This window comes from Rhizobium sp. ZPR4 (assembly GCF_040215725.1).
Classification (GTDB): Bacteria; Pseudomonadota; Alphaproteobacteria; order Rhizobiales; family Rhizobiaceae; genus Rhizobium; species Rhizobium rhizogenes_D.
This window is the reverse complement of record NZ_CP157967.1, coordinates 131,008-149,000: the sequence shown is the minus strand read 5'-3', so window position 1 is coordinate 149,000 and position 17,993 is coordinate 131,008. Positions and strand designations below refer to the sequence as shown.

The 17,993-nt window shown below is 60.4% G+C and carries 17 protein-coding genes, 1 tRNA gene and 1 riboswitch; of the genes, 4 read left to right on the top strand and 14 right to left on the bottom strand.

Translation table 11 applies throughout. The annotated features are described in order from the left end of the window. Nucleotides 1–7: 7 nt before the first annotated feature. From ABOK31_RS00755 to ABOK31_RS00745, 3 genes are all read right to left on the bottom strand, one after another. Nucleotides 8–385, bottom strand: a complete 378-nt coding sequence (locus ABOK31_RS00755) for a VOC family protein (protein ID WP_174175441.1) — start codon at nt 383–385, stop codon at nt 8–10. 52 nt (nt 386–437) lie between these two features. After that, a tRNA-Gly gene (locus tag ABOK31_RS00750) sits at nt 438–511 on the bottom strand. Nucleotides 512–569: 58 nt separating this feature from the next. Then, nucleotides 570–1,664, bottom strand: coding sequence for a 2'-deoxycytidine 5'-triphosphate deaminase (locus tag ABOK31_RS00745; RefSeq protein ID WP_174175443.1), 1,095 nt, complete (start codon nt 1,662–1,664; stop codon nt 570–572). Between the two features lie 72 nt (nt 1,665–1,736). After that, nucleotides 1,737–1,815: riboswitch (SAM riboswitch) on the top strand. A gap of 43 nt (nt 1,816–1,858) precedes the next feature. Here ABOK31_RS00745 and ABOK31_RS00740 point away from each other — a divergent pair. Next, nucleotides 1,859–3,046: an O-succinylhomoserine sulfhydrylase gene (locus tag ABOK31_RS00740; RefSeq protein WP_349957404.1), complete on the top strand. Its 1,188-nt coding sequence runs from the start codon at nt 1,859–1,861 to the stop codon at nt 3,044–3,046. A gap of 80 nt (nt 3,047–3,126) precedes the next feature. On the opposite strand, the gene ABOK31_RS00735 is transcribed toward ABOK31_RS00740, so the two are convergent. Next, nucleotides 3,127–3,840: a DNA helicase gene (locus ABOK31_RS00735; protein ID WP_349957403.1), complete on the bottom strand. Its 714-nt coding sequence runs from the start codon at nt 3,838–3,840 to the stop codon at nt 3,127–3,129. Nucleotides 3,841–4,453: 613 nt separating this feature from the next. Here ABOK31_RS00735 and apaG point away from each other — a divergent pair. Beyond that, nucleotides 4,454–4,846, top strand: coding sequence for a Co2+/Mg2+ efflux protein ApaG (gene apaG / locus ABOK31_RS00730; RefSeq protein ID WP_075855483.1), 393 nt, complete (start codon nt 4,454–4,456; stop codon nt 4,844–4,846). Between the two features lie 20 nt (nt 4,847–4,866). Here the strand turns inward: apaG and ABOK31_RS00725 are convergent, their stop codons facing one another. The 3 genes from ABOK31_RS00725 to ABOK31_RS00715 all read right to left on the bottom strand — a co-directional run bounded on the left by ABOK31_RS00725 (nt 4,867) and on the right by ABOK31_RS00715 (nt 8,095). Next, the gene (locus tag ABOK31_RS00725) at nt 4,867–5,856 is read right to left on the bottom strand and encodes an Hsp33 family molecular chaperone (protein ID WP_174175447.1); all 990 of its coding nucleotides are present in this window, start codon (nt 5,854–5,856) and stop codon (nt 4,867–4,869) included. A gap of 48 nt (nt 5,857–5,904) precedes the next feature. Then, nucleotides 5,905–6,822 (bottom strand): ornithine carbamoyltransferase, encoded by a 918-nt coding sequence (gene argF / locus ABOK31_RS00720; protein WP_349957401.1) that lies wholly within the window; start codon nt 6,820–6,822, stop codon nt 5,905–5,907. Nucleotides 6,823–6,895: 73 nt separating this feature from the next. Beyond that, nucleotides 6,896–8,095, bottom strand: coding sequence for an aspartate aminotransferase family protein (locus ABOK31_RS00715; protein ID WP_174175449.1), 1,200 nt, complete (start codon nt 8,093–8,095; stop codon nt 6,896–6,898). Between the two features lie 425 nt (nt 8,096–8,520). Here ABOK31_RS00715 and ABOK31_RS00710 point away from each other — a divergent pair, with 425 nt between their 5' ends. Next, nucleotides 8,521–9,048, top strand: coding sequence for a GcrA family cell cycle regulator (locus ABOK31_RS00710; RefSeq protein ID WP_174175451.1), 528 nt, complete (start codon nt 8,521–8,523; stop codon nt 9,046–9,048). A 149-nt stretch (nt 9,049–9,197) separates the two neighbouring features. On the opposite strand, the gene phoB is transcribed toward ABOK31_RS00710, so the two are convergent. The 7 genes from phoB to phoR form a co-directional block, all read right to left on the bottom strand. Next, a complete protein-coding gene (gene phoB, locus ABOK31_RS00705; protein ID WP_004128368.1) occupies nt 9,198–9,881 on the bottom strand; it encodes a phosphate regulon transcriptional regulator PhoB in 684 nt (227 codons plus the stop codon). 30 nt (nt 9,882–9,911) lie between these two features. After that, on the bottom strand, nt 9,912–10,625 hold the full coding sequence (gene phoU, locus ABOK31_RS00700) for a phosphate signaling complex protein PhoU (RefSeq protein WP_075855303.1): 714 nt from the start codon (nt 10,623–10,625) through the stop codon (nt 9,912–9,914). A gap of 51 nt (nt 10,626–10,676) precedes the next feature. Next, complete coding sequence (pstB, locus tag ABOK31_RS00695; RefSeq protein ID WP_174175453.1) at nt 10,677–11,492, bottom strand: phosphate ABC transporter ATP-binding protein PstB; 816 nt, start codon at nt 11,490–11,492, stop codon at nt 10,677–10,679. A gap of 14 nt (nt 11,493–11,506) precedes the next feature. Next, nucleotides 11,507–12,841, bottom strand: coding sequence for a phosphate ABC transporter permease PstA (pstA, locus tag ABOK31_RS00690; RefSeq protein ID WP_349957397.1), 1,335 nt, complete (start codon nt 12,839–12,841; stop codon nt 11,507–11,509). Next, on the bottom strand, nt 12,838–14,319 hold the full coding sequence (gene pstC, locus ABOK31_RS00685) for a phosphate ABC transporter permease subunit PstC (RefSeq protein WP_174175457.1): 1,482 nt from the start codon (nt 14,317–14,319) through the stop codon (nt 12,838–12,840). The genes pstA and pstC overlap by 4 nt, the downstream gene beginning before the upstream one ends. A 62-nt stretch (nt 14,320–14,381) precedes the next feature. Further along, nucleotides 14,382–15,416, bottom strand: a complete 1,035-nt coding sequence (locus ABOK31_RS00680) for a substrate-binding domain-containing protein (protein WP_174175459.1) — start codon at nt 15,414–15,416, stop codon at nt 14,382–14,384. 185 nt (nt 15,417–15,601) lie between these two features. Continuing rightward, complete coding sequence (gene phoR / locus ABOK31_RS00675; RefSeq protein WP_234910425.1) at nt 15,602–16,828, bottom strand: phosphate regulon sensor histidine kinase PhoR; 1,227 nt, start codon at nt 16,826–16,828, stop codon at nt 15,602–15,604. Nucleotides 16,829–17,104: 276 nt separating this feature from the next. On the opposite strand from phoR, the gene ppk2 reads away from it, so the two are divergent. Then, nucleotides 17,105–17,986 (top strand): polyphosphate kinase 2, encoded by an 882-nt coding sequence (ppk2, locus tag ABOK31_RS00670; protein WP_174175463.1) that lies wholly within the window; start codon nt 17,105–17,107, stop codon nt 17,984–17,986. Nucleotides 17,987–17,993 lie beyond the last annotated feature (7 nt).

Below are 17,993 nucleotides of genomic sequence, written 5' to 3'. Positions count from 1 at the left end.
CCGGCAATCAGACGCCGGGTCTGTTGACCATCGCCTCGATATTATAGCCATCGGGATCGAGGACGAAGCAGGCATAGTAATCCGCGGTGTATTCCGGACGCGGGCCGGGAGCACCATTCTCCTTAGCGCCGGCTTCGAGCGCGGCGCGATGGAAGGCATCGACTTGCGCCCTATTCTCAACCCGGAAGGCGACGTGCAGGTGCGTCAAAGGTTGTTTGCTACCGGTGTGCTGGATCTCGAACAGGCTGCCATCACCGACGTCGAACGCCCAGAACACGCCTTCCTTTCCGAAGGACAGGCCGTACCCCAAGGGCACGAAAGCCCGCTCATAGAAAGCCTTGCTCCTATCGAGATCGCTGACTTCGATGGTTATGTGGTCGATCAAGGCTAGTTCTTCCCCCCAATGATACAGAGAACAAGCGAGTCAAACTGGGGGTTGGAGCGGGTGAAGGGAATCGAACCCTCGTATTCAGCTTGGGAAGCTGCTGCTCTACCATTGAGCTACACCCGCCTGCATCTTTGAGATGTCCAACAGTTGGCGGCCTCTGTCAAGGCCGGTCGGTGGACGTCTAGAGCCGGAAGTGCTTCGAGAGCTTCAGGCCCTGTGCCTGGTAGTTGGAGCCAAGGCCGGAGCCGTAGAGGCTGCTCGGCTGTTCCAGCATGTGTTCGTAGATCAGGCGGCCGACGATCTGGCCGTCCTCGAGGATGAAGGGCACCTCATGGCTGCGCACTTCGAGCACCGCGCGGCTGCCGCGGCCGCCGGCCGGCGCATGGCCGAAGCCCGGATCGAAGAAGCCGGCATAATGGACGCGGAATTCGCCGACCAGCGGATCGAACGGCGTCATTTCGGCGGCAAAGTGCGGGGGAACGTGCACCGCTTCGCGCGAAACGAGGATATAGAACTCGTCCGGGTCGAGGATCAGCTCGGTACGGCCACGGCTATAGAGCGGCTCCCAGAAATCGAAAATATCGTGCTGCGCCTTCTTGTCGACATCGACGACCGCCGTGTGGTGCTTGCCGCGATAGCCGATCAGCCCTTCCTTGTCGCCGGCGAGGTCGATCGACAATGCAATGCCGCCGCCGGTGATATTCGGCTTCTTGCTGGCAACCAGCGTTTCCGTCTCGTGCAGCGCCAGAAGTTCCGGCTCGGTGAGCAGGGCCTGGCCGACGCGGAAGCGGATTTGCGACAGGCGCGAACCACGACGCACGACAATCGGGAAGGTGCGCGGGCTGATTTCGAGATAGAGCGGGCCGGAATAGCCGGCCGGGATCTTGTCGAACTCCTGCGCCCGGTCAGTGATGACGCGGGTAAAGATGTCGAGACGGCCGGTGGAGCTCTTCGGATTGGCCGAAGCCGACATGTCTTCGGGCAGGTCGAGGCGCTCCATCAGCGGCACGATGTAAACGCAGCCGGTCTCGAGCACTGCGCCTTCAGAGAGATCAACGACGTGGAGCTTCAGCCGGTCGAGCTTGTCGGCGACCAGATGCGACGGGCCTGGCATGAAGCTGGCGCGGACGCGAAAAGCATGCGAGCTGAGCCGCAGATCAAGGCTTGCCGGCTGGATCTGATCGACATCCAGTTCTCTCTCGCTCGTCAGCCGCCCCGTTTCGAAGAGCGCTGCAATGGCGCGGTCGGCCAGAATTCCAGTATTGCGAGCCATCATGCTTCTCTCATAATTTGCCGCAGACAAAACCAAACTCGGGGAATTGACGCAAGCCGTCAACGGCAGTATTGCAACTTATCCCGTGGTGATTTGGCCGGTCGGCTTGCAGCCACGTTAAACAAATGGCTAAAAAGACCGGGGTTGAACCGGTCTGCTTTCGCGACCGGTTTTTTTGTTTTGAAAGTGGTGATGGCATGAGCAAGACTTGGCGCCCCGCAACCCAGCTCGTACACAACGGAACGCTTCGTTCGCAGTTCGGCGAGACCTCCGAAGCAATCTACCTGACCCAGGGCTTCGTCTATGACACCTCGGAAGCGGCGGAAGCTCGCTTCAAGGGCGAGACGGACGGTTTCATCTACGCCCGCTACGGCAGCCCGACCAACGACATGTTCGAAAAGCGCATGTGCGCGCTGGAAGGCGCTGAAGATGCTCGCGCCACGGCTTCGGGCATGGCCGCCGTTTCCGCCGCCATCCTCTGCCAGCTGAAGGCAGGCGATCATATCGTCGCTGCCCGCGCCCTTTTCGGCTCCTGCCGCTGGGTGGTCGAGACGCTCGCGCCGAAATACGGCATCGAATGCACGCTGGTCGACGGCCGCTTCACCGAGAACTGGGAAAAGGCCATCCGCCCGAATACCAAGGTCTTCTTCCTCGAAAGCCCGACCAACCCGACGCTGGAAGTGGTCGATATCTCAGCCGTCGCCAAGCTCGCCAACCAGATCGGCGCCAAGGTCGTGGTCGACAACGTCTTTGCGACGCCGCTCTTCCAGAAGCCGCTGGAACTCGGCGCCCATATCGTCGTCTATTCCGCCACCAAGCATATCGACGGCCAGGGCCGTTCGCTGGGCGGCGTCATCCTCTCCGACAAGCAGTGGATCGACGAGAACCTGCAGGACTATTTCCGCCACACCGGCCCGGCCATGTCGCCGTTTACGGCCTGGACGCTGCTGAAGGGCATCGAAACGCTGCCGCTGCGCGTTGCGCAGCAGACGGCGAACGCCTCCAAGGTAGCCGATTTCCTCGCCGAGCAGGGAAACAAGGTCGCTCGCGTGATCTATCCGGGCCGCAAGGACCATCCGCAGGCCGATATCATCGCCAAGCAGATGAGCGGCGGCTCGACCCTCGTCGCCTTTGAGCTCAAGGGCGGCAAGGAAGCGGCCTTCAAGCTGCAGAACGCACTGGAGATCGTGAAGATTTCCAACAATCTCGGCGACTCGAAGAGCCTGATCACCCATCCGGCCACCACGACGCACAAGAACCTCACCGACGAGGCCCGCGCCGAGCTCGGCATTTCGCCGGGCACCGTGCGCTTCTCCGCCGGCATCGAAGACAGCGCCGATCTGGTCGAGGATTTCGCCCGCGCGCTCGAGCAGGTTTCCGCCTGATATCAATCGAGCCGCCCGGATTTTCTCCGGGCGGCTCGACCTGCCTTCATCTCATCGGGCGATGGCAGGAACGGCAGCCGTCAGCTGGCGGCCTTGAACTGAACCCGACCGTTGTTCAGGAAGACCATCTTGTCGAACAGCCCGAGATCCAGCGGATTCGGTAGGCGAACATCCGCAAGATCGGGCACGGGTTTCAGCGCCGGATCGTAAGACCGGTCGATCTGCGAGATGAAGACGACGATCACACCTCCCGCACGCGCAAACGCCTTCAACGTCTGAACCTGGATCATCAGTTCCGGCTTCTCACGCTTCTGATCCAGCAGCTGCAGAAAATCGATCACCGCCAGCGTGCCGCGCGACGCCTGGGCCAGCCTCTCGACGATATAGTCGCCACTGATGGCGTCGGAATTGTCGAACTCGAACAGATCGGCAAATTCCGCGTGATCGGCACCGATGACCGGGAAACGGTCCAGAACGACCTTTTCCGTGTCCTCCAGCGTGAAGAAGACGCTGCGATTGCCGGCCTTCATGGCTTCGACGGCGAGCCTCAAGCTCATCAAGGTCTTGCCATGGCCGGGCCGCGCGCCGACTAACACCAGATCGCCCGGGCTCAGACGCGAATACAACTCGCCGATTGGCACGGCTGAGCTGGTTTTACTTGCAAGCAAGCTCCAGCCTTCAAAACCTTCACCAGCCGCGACGCGATCCAGCGCGGCGTGCAAGGGGATATTCTGCTGGCGAGACAGGAGCTTCGCCTTACGCTTCAAATGATAAACAGGGGCAGAAAGCCTCATCTAAACCTCCTATTGCGAGCAATGACCGCAACCCCTCCTTATGCCAGGTGCTCAAACAGTCGGTTTGGATATCGACGGCCCCGCATGAAATATACTTTCCCGAGTGGAGGGGGGAGGCACGGGCCATGCCAGAATCAGATCATAGCCGAAATCCTCCTGGCAGGGAATCCGGGCAAGTTCCCTCCAAGGAACATAAAGAAAGAACAGGGGTTATATGGCCGGGAGATTTTAACAGCCGGTGATCAGATGTGACGACCGATCATTGAAGTGCACCAGCAATTGCGGCAAGCGTATCTGCCCGCCGCATGCTCCGTCAGCGGGCATTATGGTAGACGAGATTAAATGACGAGCGAAACAAGATACTTTGAGAAGAAAGGACTAACCTTTTTCATCGGCCGTAATAGCTGAATTTCAGAACGGTCCGGCACCATGAGCCAGATTTCATCACGCCGTTCCTTGACGGAATGGATTGGTTATAGGATACCGCTAAATATCCCGCGCTTTGCGGGAGCGGTGGAAAGCGGATAATATGCCGCAGACTTGAAAATGCTGAAACGACAATGAGGGCTTCATGGAGCGCTCAACGTTTCAGAGCAGTGGCAAGGTATCAGGCATGTATCGCGCCCTAACACGCGACATCGAAGTGGTTGTAGAGCCGTTTTATCTGGAGGAGCAATCCGATCCGGACGATGATCGTTATGTCTGGGGATACCGCATCGTCATTTCCAACCACTCGGAGCAGGCCGTGAAACTGGTGACGCGCTACTGGCACATCACCGACATGAACGGCATGGTGGATGAAGTGACGGGGCCAGGCGTCGTCGGCGAGCAGCCGCATCTGAAACCCGGTGATACCTATGAATATTCTTCCGGCTGCCCGTTGGACACCCCGTCAGGCATGATGTTTGGCCACTACCAGATGGAAACGGACGACGGGGAACTCTTCCATGTCAAGATCCCCGCCTTTTCGCTGGATACGCCGAACCTGTTGCGCACGCTGAACTGAGCCGCCGCAACCGGGCAGCGTCAAGCCGCTTCTATTTCAGCCACTTCGAAGCGATAGGTCGTCGAGCAGAACTCGCAGGTCACGGCGATTTCGCCATTCTCCTGGCTGGCCTCGATTTCCTCGGCCGTAAAACCCTTCAAGACGCCCTTCAGCTTGTCACGCGAGCACGAACAGCGATCGTAGACGGCCTTCGGTTCATAGACGCGTACGCCGCGCTCGTGGAAGAGACGGTAGAGAAGCCGCTCGGTGCCCACCTGCGGGTCCGTCAACTCGTCGGCATCGATGGTTTCCACCAGGCTGCGCGCTTCCGCCCAGGCGTCGTCCTCGACATGATCGCGCAGACCCTCGTCGCCGTCGCCGCCGTGAAGATCAGGCTGGCGCATGCGCTCTGGAGCTTCCGGCAGGAACTGGGCAATCAGGCCGCCCGCGCGCCAGCGGTGACGCGGCTTGCCATTCTCGTCGCGATCGAAGAGTTCTGCAGCGCCGAGGCGCACGCGCGTCGGTATCTGTTCCGACTGGCGAAAATAAGTACCGGCGATCTCCTCGAGCGAGGCACCATCGAGCGCGACGATACCCTGATAGGGCTGGCTGAAACGCCCCTGATCGATGGTGAAGGCGAGCACGCCCTTGCCGAGCAGCTGCTCGGGCTCTGTCCGGCCTTCGGCGACAGCCTTTGCCAAAGCCTCTTCGTCGAAGCGGGCATAGGCGCGAACATTTTCCGGCGTCGTGAAATCGGCGACCAGAAGGTCGACGGGACCATCGCCCTTGGTCTGCACGGTGAACTTGCCTTCAAACTTCAGCGATGTGCCGAGCAGGACGGTAAGGACGATCGCCTCGGCCAGAAGGCGCGCAACCGGCGTCGGATAGTCGTGCCGGGCGAGGATCGCGTCCAGCAGCGGACCAAGCTGCACGGCACGGCCGCGCACATCCAACCCTTCCACCTGGAAGGGAACGACATGATCGTCACCGGCAAAATCGAACTGACCCAGCGTTGCGGCATTTTCGGCCATTGCTTTACTCCTACTGCGCCCGCGCCCTTGAGACGCGGTTTGATATCTTCAGATCGCGCCCAGGCACCAAGCAAGAATCGACTTTTGCGCATGAAGGCGGTTTTCCGCCTCATCGAAGACAACGGATTGCGGACCGTCGATCACCTCGTCCGTCACCTCCTCCCCGCGATGGGCGGGCAGGCAGTGCATGAACAACGCGTCTTTGCCGGCCTGTGCCATCAAAGCCTTGTTGACCTGATAGGGCTGGAAGACGTTGTGACCGCGAGCCCGGTGTTCCTGATTCATGGAAACCCAGGTATCGGTTACCACGCAATCGACGCCGGCGACCGCACGGTCTGCATCATGCGAGAGCATGATTTCGGCGCCCTCGTTGCGGGCCCAGTTCAGATAGTGATCCTTGGGCTCGGAACCAAGGGGTACCGCCATATTCATGCGATAGCCGAAACGAGCCGCCCCTTCGATCAGCGAATGCAGTACATTGTTGCCGTCGCCCGTCCAGGCGACCGTCTTGCCCTTGATCGGGCCGCGATGCTCTTCGAAGGTCATGATATCGGCCATGATCTGGCAGGGATGCGTGTCGTCGGTCAGCGCATTGATGACCGGGACGGTCGCGTGCTCCGCCAGCTCCAGCAGGCGGGAGTGGTCGGTCGTGCGGATCATGATCGCGTCGACATAGCGCGACAGCACCTTGGCCGTGTCGCCGATCGTCTCGGCGCGGCCGAGCTGCATTTCGGTGCCGGAGAGGAACAGCGTCTCGCCGCCCAACTGGCGCATGCCGACATCGAAGGAGACGCGGGTTCGGGTGGACGGCTTCTCGAAGATCATCGCCAGCATCTTGCCGGCGAGCGGCTTGTCGGCCGTGCCGGCCTTCTGCGCGCTCTTTCGGACGATCGCATCGTCGATGATATTGCGCAGATCGGCAGCCGGAACGGCAGAGAGGTCGAGAAAGTGTTTCGGAGAAGCCATGTCCTTACCTGTACTCCAGAAAAAACAATAACGCCCGCGTGGGGCACGAACGCCCCATTTGCGGGCGGTAAACTCAAGCCGATTTTTTGGTGCGGGCAGCGCGTGCGCGTTCGGCAGCGCGCTCGAGACGGGCAAGACCTTCGCGCGCCTCTTCGGCCGTGACGACCAGCGGCGGCAGAAGACGGATGACATTGTCGCCGGCCGGCACGCCAAGCAGATGCTCGGCGCGGACTGCCTGCAGCAGATCCGCCTGCGGAATGGCCGCCTTGACGCCGAGCATCAGGCCTTCGCCGCGAACATCCTCGATGATATCCGGGAAGCGATCCTTGAGCGACGCGAGCCCCTGGCGGAACACCAGCGCGACATCGCGCACATGCTGCAGAAAGCCTTCGGCGAGTACGATGTCGAGAACCGCATTACCGACCGCCATGGCGAGCGGATTGCCGCCATAGGTCGAGCCGTGAGTGCCCGCCTTCATGCCGGAAGCAGCTTCCGCCGTCGCAAGGCACGCACCGAGCGGGAAACCACCGCCGATACCCTTGGCGACCGCCATGATGTCAGGCTTGATACCGGCCCATTCATGGGCAAAGAGCTTGCCCGTGCGGCCGACGCCGCACTGTACTTCGTCGAGGATCAACAGCAGGCCGTGCTCGTCGCAGATCTGGCGCAGCCCGCGCAGGAATTCGTTGGTGGCCGGGCGGATGCCGCCTTCGCCCTGCACCGGCTCGATCAGGATCGCGGCTGTCGCATCCGTGACGGCGGCACGCACGGCATCGAGATCGCCGAACTGCACCTGGTCGAAGCCCGGAGCCTTCGGGCCGAAGCCTTCGATATACTTCTCCTGACCGCCCGCGGCGATCGTCGCGATGGTGCGACCGTGGAAGGCGCCCTCGAAGGTGATGATGTGGAACTTTTCAGGATGCCCCTTGGCGAATTGATAGCGCCGCGCCGTCTTGATGGCGCATTCCAGCGCCTCGGCGCCCGAATTGGTGAAAAACACCTTGTCGGCAAAGGTCGCTTCCGTCAGCCGCTTCGACAGCTTTTCCTGACCGGGCACCTCATAGAGGTTGGACAGGTGCCAGACCTTGTCGGCCTGTGCCTTCAATTCGGCGACGAGATGAGGATGGGCGTGACCGAGCGAGTTGACCGCGACGCCGGCTGCGAAATCGAGGTAGCGTTCGCCATTTTCGGTGACCAGCCAGACGCCCTCGCCTCGCTCGAACCGTAGCGGAGCGCGCATATAGGTGTCATAAAGCGGCGTGGTCTCGGCCATGGCCATTTCTCCTCGATCACAACTTTAAGGACCGATCGCTTCCGTTTGATGAAACGGGTCCGAAAAAATCAAAAATGCCGCCTTGCGGCGGCCTGGGCACTATTGATGTTTTGCACCGCGATGTCAACAAAACTGGCGTTTTAGCAGGTGCGAGATAGCGCTTGCGGGCAAAAGAGCTGGGTTCGGCGGCGCCTATTGCAGAAATGCCACGCCTGGACAGCAAGTTGGGGAAAACCTCGAAATCGATTCCTCAAGATTCCCGCGACTCTTGTCACGGAGTCAGCCTCACACTAGGTTAAAAACCAATTGCTAGACTGCATGCGGCGGAACTAGTCACCACAATTTTAGAGCGTTTCGCGCCTTGTTACCATGCGAGGCAATGGTGAGGGATTCTGCCATCGGAAACGCGACAGCGGAGACAGGGCATGAATTGGACAGACGAACGCGTCGAGAAGCTGAAAAAGCTATGGTCCGAAGGGTTGAGCGCCAGCCAGATCGCTGCGCAGCTCGGTGGCGTGAGCCGTAATGCCGTCATCGGCAAGGTGCACCGCCTGAACCTTCCCGGCCGAGCGAAGGCTGGCGGCACGGCAACCGCAGCGCGCACGCCGAAGCGTAGCGCCGCAGCGCCTCGCGCCGCGACCTACGGATCGCGCGTTGCAACCCGCGCGGTGGTCACCCGCCAGCAGGGCGCAACCATGCTGAAGGAAGAGATCGAGGTCGATTCCGTCAACGAAATCCAATATCGCCCGGCATCGAACGTCGTCGTTCCGATCTCCCGCCGCCTCGGCCTGACGGAGCTGACGGAACGCACCTGCAAGTGGCCGGTCGGCGACCCGCTGAAGGATGATTTTCACTTTTGCGGCAATGACAGCCCGGATTCGTCGCCCTACTGCACCTATCATCAGCGCATGGCCTACCAGCCCGTGCATGATCGCCGGCGCAACAACGGCTGAAAGCCATAAGCAAAACCAAAGAGAAACGGGCCCCTCGAGGCCCGTTTTTCTATTTCCGCCGCGACTGCATAATTTAAGAGGTTACAGCGACCTTAACGCGTCTTGAAAGACGCGTGACGCAGTAATGTTGATGCCTGAGCGGCTTGCGCTCAGGCTTCCATGGAATAGCCCGCGCCGCGAACGGTGCGGATGACATCCTGCATATTGGAGAAATTAAGCGCCTTGCGCAGGCGGCCGACATGGACATCGACGGTGCGTTCGTCGACGTAGATATCGTGACCCCATACGCCGTCGAGCAGCTGCGACCGCGAAAAGACGCGGCCCGGCGAGGACATCAGGAATTCCAGCAGGCGGAATTCCGTCGGCCCCAACCGCACTTCGCGGCTCTTGCGGTGGACGCGATGGGTTTCGCGGTCCAGCTCGATATCGCCGCAGCGCAGCACCGTGGAGAGAACCTCCGGGCGGGCACGCCGCAACATCGCCTTGACGCGGGCCATCAGCTCCGGCGTCGAGAACGGCTTGACGACATAATCATCCGCGCCGGTCGAAAGCCCGCGCACGCGCTCGCTTTCCTCGCCGCGGGCCGTCAGCATGATGATTGGCAGGCGCTCCGTCTCCGGCCGCATACGCAGCCGGCGGCAGAGCTCAATACCGGACACGCCGGGGAGCATCCAGTCGAGGATCAGGAGATCGGGGATGCGCTCCTGGAGACGCAGCTCGGCCTCATCGCCTCTGAGGATCGTGTCGACCTCGAAGCCTTCGGCCTCAAGATTATAGCGCAGCAGAACGCTGAGCGCTTCCTCGTCTTCTACAACAGCAACTCTCGGAACCATGCGCCTTTGGTCTCCTTTTTCGCTTCCAGATTATTCCGTCACCGCGCCGACGGTATTGGCGGTATCGTCCTTCGGGCGCTCGCCTTCGGGCTGGGCGCCGGTCGCCATGTAATAGATCGTCTCGGCGATATTGGTGGCATGGTCGCCGATGCGCTCGATGTTCTTGGCGCAGAAGAGAAGATGCGTGCAGGTGGTGATGTTGCGCGGATCTTCCATCATGTAGGTCAGCATCTCGCGGAAGAGCGAGGTGTACATGGCGTCGATTTCCTCGTCGCGTTCGCGGATCGACACGGCCTTGTCGGGCGACCGGGTCGCGTAGACGTCCAGAACTTCCTTGAGCTGGCTCAGCGCCAGTTCGGAGAGATGCTCGATGCCGCGGGCGAGACGGCGGGGGACACCGGTGCCCTGAACGGCGATGACGCGCTTGGCGGTGTTCTTGCCGAGATCGCCGACACGCTCCAGATCGGAGGCGATGCGGATCGAACCCATGATTTCGCGCAGGTCGGCTGCCATCGGCTGACGGCGAGCGATCGTGACGATCGCCTTGTCGCCGACTTCGCGCTCGGCATGGTCGAGAACGACGTCGTCGGAAATAACCTTCTGTGCGAGGCCGGCATCGCTGTTGACCAACGCACGTACGCTGTCGCTAACCATCTGCTCGGCCAGGCCGCCCATTTCCGCAATGCGGCGCGTCAGGAACTTCAGGTCTTCGTCGTAAGCAGAGAGAATGTGAGTGGAGACCATTTTTCTATCCTCAAGGTGAACTGTGTGAAATGAGCCGCGCGCCTGACATCATCAACCAAAACGGCCCATGATGTAATCCTGCGTGCGGAAATCGTCGGGATTGGTGAACATCTTATCGGTGTCGTTCTCCTCGACCAGATGGCCGAGGTGGAACATTGCGGTGCGCTGCGAGACGCGGGCTGCCTGCTGCATGGAATGCGTCACGATGACGATGGTGAAATTTTCCCGCAGCTCGTGGATAAGGTCTTCGACCTTGGCTGTTGCAATCGGATCGAGCGCCGAGCACGGCTCGTCCATCAGGATAACTTCCGGGCTAACCGCGACAGCGCGCGCGATGCAGAGGCGCTGCTGCTGACCGCCCGAAAGGCTGGTGCCGGCGTCGTGAAGCCGATCCTTCACTTCGCCCCAGAGACCGGCCTTCTGCAGGCTGGTTTCGACGATATGCTCCAGATCGGCTTTCGAGCGATGCAGGCCGTGAATACGCGGGCCATAGGCAACGTTTTCGTAGATCGACTTCGGGAACGGGTTCGGCTTCTGAAAAACCATACCGACGCGCGCGCGCAATTCCACGACATCGATGCTGTTGTCATAGACATCCTGATCGTCGAGCGTGATCTTGCCGGTGACGCGGCAGGTCTCGATCGTATCGTTCATGCGGTTGAGGCAGCGCAGGAAGGTGGACTTGCCGCAGCCGGAAGGGCCGATCAGAGCCGTGACCGTATTTGCACGGATCTTCAGATTGACGTCAAAGAGCGCGCGCTTATCGCCATAGAAGACCGAAACGTCCTGGCCGATCATCTTGTAGGGGATCGTCATCATCCTCTTGGTCAATGCTTTTTCGCTTGCGGCTTCCGTCATCATGTTCATCCCACGGCCCTCCCTTACCAGCGCCGCTCGAAGCGGCGGCGCAGCAGGATCGCGCCGATGTTCATTGCGACGAGGAAGAAGAGCAGGACGATGATGGCCCCGGACGTTCTTTCGACGAAGGCACGCTCGGCTTCGCTCGCCCACATGTAGATCTGCACCGGCAACGCCGTCGAAGGATCGAGAGGCGATGCCGGATAGTTGGCGACAAAGGCGACCATGCCGATCAAAAGCAGCGGCGCCGTTTCACCGAGCGCATGGGCAAGCCCGAGGATCGTGCCCGTCAGGATGCCCGGCATGGCGAGCGGCAGGACGTGATGGAAGACCATCTGCATGCGTGACGCACCCAGCCCGAGTGCCGCGCTGCGGATCGATGGCGGCACAGCACGCAATGCCGAGCGCGTGGCGATGATAATCATCGGCAGCGTCATCAGGCTCAGCACGAGCCCGCCGACCAGCGAGGCCGAACGCGGCAGACCCATCATGTTGATGAAGACCGAGAGGCCCAACAGGCCGTAGACGATCGAGGGCACGGCCGCGAGATTGTTGATGTTGACCTCGATCAGATCCGTCAGCCGGTTCTTCGGCGCAAACTCCTCCAGATAGATCGACGCCGCAACGCCGACCGGCAAGGCGAGCACGAGAACGGTCAGCATCAGATAGAGCGAGCCGATCAACGCCACACCGAGACCGGCGGCCTCCGGCCGGCTCGAATTGCCCGATACGAAGAGTCCGCTGTTGAAAGTCTTGTACAGTGCGCCGCTATCGCTGAGCTGTTTCATCCAGGCGACCTGCCGATCGGATACCTTGCGATCCTTCTCGTCGACCGTAAGATCGATCTGGCCCTTGTTGGCGGAATCGATGTTGGCGCTGGCAAGGAAAGTGGCGCTCTGGGTCGTCCCGATGATCGAAGGATTGGCAACGACCCGGTCACGCAATGCGACCCTCGCGCCATCCGACACCATCGCCATCGCTTCACGAACGAGCACACGATTGGCCGGATCGATGCCAAGCGCCTTCACCAGGGCGTCGCGCACCAGCACCGGATAGTTGGCAGCGATCAGTACCTTCGGATCGCTGGTGCGTTTGGCAGTCGGGTCGATCACCTTCTCGGTGAATTCGATCGGCAGGGTGATCGAGGTCTGAACGAAGGCGGTATAGCCCGTGCGGACCACGGTCGAGACCAGGATGATGAGGAAGATAAGGCCAAAGATGACGGCCGTTATCCCATAGGCGCGAAAGCGGCGTTCGGCAGCATAGCGCCTGGCGATGCCGATATCGCGGCGCACAGACGTACCCGGCGTCAGTCCGCGCGGCATGTTGAGCTGAGAGGAGGATACGATGTCGCTCATTCGTATTGCTCCCTGTATCGACGGACGATGTAGAGCGCATAGACGTTGAGGCACAGCGTCAGGCAGAACAGCGTGATGCCGAGCGCGAAGGCAACGAGCGTCTGCGGCGAAGTGAACTCCAGATCTCCGGTCAGCTGATTGACGATCTTCACCGTGACCGTCGTCATCGGCTCGAAGGGATCGAGCTGCATGCGCGCGGCCACGCCGGCTGCCAGCACCACGATCATGGTTTCGCCGATCGCCCGCGACGCTGTCATGAGCAATGCGCCGACGATGCCGGGAAGAGCTGCAGGCAGCAGAACGCGCTTGACCGTTTCCGAACGCGTGGCGCCAAGGCCAAGCGAGCCGTCGCGAAGCGAGCGCGGCACGGCCATGATGATATCGTCCGACAGCGACGAGACGTAAGGGATGAGCATCACGCCCATGACGAAGCCGGCTGTCAAAACGCTCTGCGCCTCGATGAAGCTTTTGTAGCTCCCGGTCATCAAGCCATCGATCTCGGCGGAAATATCGCGCAGGAAGGGTCCGACAGTGATGAGCGCGAAGAAGCCGTAGACGATGGTCGGAATGCCGGCCAGAACCTCCAGCATCGGCTTGGCGATGGAGCGCACGCGCGCCGAGGCATATTCGGCCATGTAGATCGCTGCAAAAAGGCCGATGGGCACGGCAAACAGCATGGCGACGAAGCCGATATAGATCGTGCCGGCCAGCAACGGGATCAGGCCGAAGGTGCCCGAGGTCTGCGAACCGGCGCCGGTGAAGCGCGGATCCCAGACAGTGCCGAAGAAGAATTCGTTGGCCGGCACCATGCTGAAGAAGCGCGCCGCTTCCGAAAGCATGGAAACGGCGATGCCGACCGTCGTCAGCACCGCGATGGAGGAGGCGACGATCAGGGCGCCGAGAATGACCTGTTCCACACGATTGCGGGCGCGAAAACGCGGCGCGATGGCGCACAAGCCATAGGCTGCGCACAGCAGCGACAGGATGATCGCCGCCGCCGACATCACCATCCGGCTCACTTCGCGCATATAGTTATACTTGCTGGCGGCATCGATCATGTAGCCGGTGGGGCGAACGGCGAGGGGGACGCCCTTCTGCGCCAACAGCAACTGAAGATCGGCCTTGCCGTTATCGACATCGGCAAGCTCCTGGCTATCGAGCATGCGCATGCCGTGGGCGATGCTGCGCACCATGCCATAGCTGAGATTGAGTTCGGCCGGCGGCAGAGACTGAACTTCCTCCGGAAAAGATTTGGTCACCAGGCGATCGATGACGATGGGACTGACGATCAGCCAGACACAGACGAGCGCCAGAGCCGGAAGCACCGCCCAGATGGCAGCATAGGCTCCGTGGTAGCCAAGCCGGGAATGCATGGACGAAGACCTGCCGCCCGACAGCGCAGCCGCCCTCACCCGCCCCAGCACGAAAGCGGAGGCGCCGAAGACCGACAAGCAGAGCAGCAGCAGCGATACACTCATTCCCATTCCCCGGCGAACCCCGGCGCAGCAACAAGCCGCGCCGGTGCTCGATCCTTACGCACTCACATGATCTTCCCGCCCGAGAAATCCTTGCGGATCTGGTCGCGTTCTGCATCCGGCGCCGGCACGAGGCCATATTCCGCCAGCGGGCTGTCCGGTCCGATCATCTGATCGCTCGTGAAGAAATCGACATATTCCTTGAGCCCAGGGATGACACCCAGATGGGCCTTCTTGACGTAGAAGAACAACGGCCGCGACACTGGATAGGTGCCATCGGCGATCGTCTGGCCCGAAGGCACGATGCCGCTGACAGTGGCGACCTTCAGCTTGTCGGCGTTGTTCTGGAAGAAATACAGGCCGAAAACACCGATGCCATGCTTGTTGGCATTGATGCGGGCCAGCGTTTCGGGATAGTCGCCGTCGATATCGACCGCGACACCATCCTTACGCACGGCTATGCATTTCTTGGCCTGCTGGCCAGCATCGGAAACCGCGGCCTTGATGACATCAGCGGCGCCGGAAGCCTTGCAGCCGGCGGCGAGCACCTTCTCTTCGAAGACTTCGCGCGTGCCGTGCTTCTCGCCCGGAATATAGGCGGCGATTTCAAAATCCGGCAGCAACGGATTGATCTCGGACCACTTCTTGTAAGGATTGGCAATCAGCTTGCCATCGACGACCACTTCGGCGGCAAGCGCCTTGTAGAGATCGACCGGCTCGAACTTGATGTCGGGATTACTCTTGTCGAAGGCAAAGACGATGCCGTCATAGCCGATCTTGACCTGCTGGATGTCAGCAACGCCGGCGGCCTTGCAGGCTTCGACTTCACTGTCCTTGATCGGGCGCGACGAATTGGCGATATCGATGGAATCCGTTCCGACGCCCTTGCAGAATTCCTTCAGGCCGGCTCCGGAGCCGCCGGACTCGACCACAGGGGTCTTGAAGTTGGTGAAGGTCTCGCCGAAAGTTTCGGCAACGATCTTGGCATATGGAAATACGGTCGATGAGCCGGCAATCTGAATTTGATCGCGGGCGGCTGCAGTTCCCGCAAGGGCAGCCGATGCAACCAGCGCAAGAATGGATATTTTCAAAGCATTCATAACGAATCCCCCTAATGAGCTTTGAAGAGCGCTGAGGTGGACGCCACATCCACTTTTTCAGCAGTCCATTCTTACTGGCGAAAACACCGCCCTTTTATGTCAGGCGAGTGAAACAATTATGACAGACCATCTATCTGATATTATTTGGATAAATCAGTGGTCAAAAGAGCGTTTCACGGAGCTTCTCAGAAGCGGACCGTAAAGTCGGTTCCCTTTCCAACTTCCGACTTGACGATCAGTCTGGCGCGGTGTCGGGTCAGGATATGCTTGACGATGGCAAGCCCGAGGCCGGTTCCCTTCTTGGACCGGCTGTCCTCAACGTTAACGCGATAGAAGCGCTCGGTCAGGCGCGGCACATGTTCTGCGGGTATCCCCGGCCCCTTGTCCGAGATGACGACCTCGACGGCCTGGCCGGCACCACTCAGCAGCGAAACCTCGACTGACTTCCCTTCCTGGCCGTATTTGCAGGCATTCTCGATCAGGTTCTCGAAGACCTGCACCAGTTCGTCGCGATCGCCCAATACTTCTACCTTGCCCGCAGGCAAATGCAGATTGATGGTCACATCGAGATCACCGGCAAGCGGCAGCAGGGAATCGCGCACATGGCCAAGCAGGGGGACAAGATCCACCTTCTGATCCGGTGCGATGTGCGACTTCAATTCCAGGCGCGACAGCGACAGGAGGTCGTCGACCAGCCTGCTCATGCGGGTTGTCTGATCGAGCATGATACCGAGGAAACGCTGCTGCGCCTTGGCATCGGATTTGGCCGGCCCCTGAATCGTCTCGATGAAGCCGCGCAGCGATGCCAAGGGCGTGCGCAGCTCATGGCTGGCATTGGCGACGAAATCGGAGCGCATGCGGTCGATGTGGCGCAGCTCGGATATATCGCGGAAGGAGAGCAGAAAGAGGGCATCCTCCTCCTTGTCGATCTCAGGCAGATGGATCGGCGCGATGCGCACGACATAGACCCGCTCCGAGGGCAGACGCTCGGAATGCTCGATCTGGTTCGGCGTATTGGTGGTGATGGTCTCGCGCACCATGTCGAGCAGGCCGGGCGAGCGTAGCTTGGAGGAAATATGTGCTCCGATCGGAAAGGCGCCGAAGGCTTTTTCGACGGCCATGTTCTGCACCAGCACCGACGCTTCACGATCGATGATCAGCACCGGCATGTCGAGTGCCGCCAACCCGGCAAAGGCGGTGTGTAGCACAGCCTGCGGATCAACAGGAGCCGGCTCGTCCTGCGGCGGTACCACCACCCTCTCGACCAGCGGCGGGCGAAGCAGCGTGACGATCATGACGATCGCCCAGATCCAGAATACGGCGCCGGTGTTGATGCCTTCAACGAGGGCGAGCGCAGCGATCAGCGTCGCCAGAACCAGGATGGCGCTCTCCTGCCGCAACCGCACTGCCAACTTCCTGACAAATGACCATTCGTCTTCCAACTGCGCCCGTCCCTTCGCCTACCATCATGGAATGCTGGATTCCGCGTCTTATCTGCGATTCATGACAGAAGTATTCGGCTCTATCCACAGAAGCCCGCAACTGACAAGAATAAATGTAGCCGGCAAAACAGGGCGACGGCAAAGGGCTTGAAACTATTGGATAAAAGCTCCAGTTTCCTCGCGGAGCTTTTTTGCCGCAGCCAAGCGGCAGGGTTAACGCAGCGTAAACAGCCGAGGAGCCGACATATGGGAGACAAACCAGAAAGCCGCGCGGTGGAACTGGATATTCGTGGCGTCAAGCGCATATTCGATGTCGATGATCCCATCCTGCCGAGCTGGATCGATGACGAGGCGCTGACCTCGGGCGGCTATCCCTACAACAAGAAGCTCAAGGAAGACGAATATCTCGATGAGCTGAAAGCGCTGCAGATCGAGCTCATCAAGGTACAGTTCTGGCTGCAGGCGACCGGCAAACGGGTGATGGCGCTATTCGAAGGGCGCGACGCCGCCGGCAAGGGCGGCTCGATTGCCGCGACCTCTGCTCATATGAACCCTCGCCTGGCGCGCGTCGTGGCACTGACCAAGCCAACGGATCGCGAAGCCGGGCAATGGTATTTCCAGCGTTACGTCGCGCAATTTCCGACGGCGGGCGAATTCGTGCTCTTTGATCGCTCCTGGTACAACCGCGCCGGCGTCGAGCCGGTCATGGGCTTCTGCACGCCGAAGCAATACGAGCAGTTTTTGAAGCAGGCGCCGCAGATGGAAAAACTCATCGTTCAGGACGGCATCTACTTCTTCAAATTCTATCTCGATATCGGCCGGGAGATGCAGCTGAAGCGCTTCCACGACCGGCGCCACGATCCGCGGGCCGTCTGGAAGCTTTCCTCGATGGATATCGCCGCCCTGCCGAAATGGAAGGATTACAGCGAAAAGCGCGATCGCATGCTGAAGGACACGCATACCGATCACGCGCCCTGGACCGTCATCCGCGCCAACGACAAGCGGCGCGCGCGCCTGAACCTTGTCCGTCACATTCTGCTGACGCTCGACTATGACGGCAAGGACAAGAAGGCCATCGGCAAGATCGACGAGAAGATCCTTGGCATGGGCTCGGACATTCTCAGTTAAAGCCTTT

Excerpts from the sequence above, each read along its gene's own strand:
- ABOK31_RS00725 (WP_174175447.1), bottom strand. The coding sequence starts at position 5,856 with ATGGCCGAAAATGCCGCAACGCTGGGTCAGTTCGATTTTGCCGGTGAC.
- apaG (WP_075855483.1), top strand. The coding sequence starts at position 4,454 with ATGTATCGCGCCCTAACACGCGACATCGAAGTGGTTGTAGAGCCGTTT.
- argF (WP_349957401.1), bottom strand. The coding sequence starts at position 6,822 with ATGGCTTCTCCGAAACACTTTCTCGACCTCTCTGCCGTTCCGGCTGCC.
- pstB (WP_174175453.1), bottom strand. The coding sequence starts at position 11,492 with ATGAACATGATGACGGAAGCCGCAAGCGAAAAAGCATTGACCAAGAGG.
- ABOK31_RS00680 (WP_174175459.1), bottom strand. The coding sequence starts at position 15,416 with ATGAATGCTTTGAAAATATCCATTCTTGCGCTGGTTGCATCGGCTGCC.
- ABOK31_RS00740 (WP_349957404.1), top strand. The coding sequence starts at position 1,859 with ATGAGCAAGACTTGGCGCCCCGCAACCCAGCTCGTACACAACGGAACG.
- ABOK31_RS00710 (WP_174175451.1), top strand. The coding sequence starts at position 8,521 with ATGAATTGGACAGACGAACGCGTCGAGAAGCTGAAAAAGCTATGGTCC.
- phoB (WP_004128368.1), bottom strand. The coding sequence starts at position 9,881 with ATGGTTCCGAGAGTTGCTGTTGTAGAAGACGAGGAAGCGCTCAGCGTT.
- pstA (WP_349957397.1), bottom strand. The coding sequence starts at position 12,841 with ATGAGCGACATCGTATCCTCCTCTCAGCTCAACATGCCGCGCGGACTG.
- ABOK31_RS00715 (WP_174175449.1), bottom strand. The coding sequence starts at position 8,095 with ATGGCCGAGACCACGCCGCTTTATGACACCTATATGCGCGCTCCGCTA.
- ABOK31_RS00745 (WP_174175443.1), bottom strand. The coding sequence starts at position 1,664 with ATGATGGCTCGCAATACTGGAATTCTGGCCGACCGCGCCATTGCAGCG.
- ppk2 (WP_174175463.1), top strand. The coding sequence starts at position 17,105 with ATGGGAGACAAACCAGAAAGCCGCGCGGTGGAACTGGATATTCGTGGC.
- pstC (WP_174175457.1), bottom strand. The coding sequence starts at position 14,319 with ATGAGTGTATCGCTGCTGCTGCTCTGCTTGTCGGTCTTCGGCGCCTCC.
- ABOK31_RS00735 (WP_349957403.1), bottom strand. The coding sequence starts at position 3,840 with ATGAGGCTTTCTGCCCCTGTTTATCATTTGAAGCGTAAGGCGAAGCTC.
- phoU (WP_075855303.1), bottom strand. The coding sequence starts at position 10,625 with ATGGTCTCCACTCACATTCTCTCTGCTTACGACGAAGACCTGAAGTTC.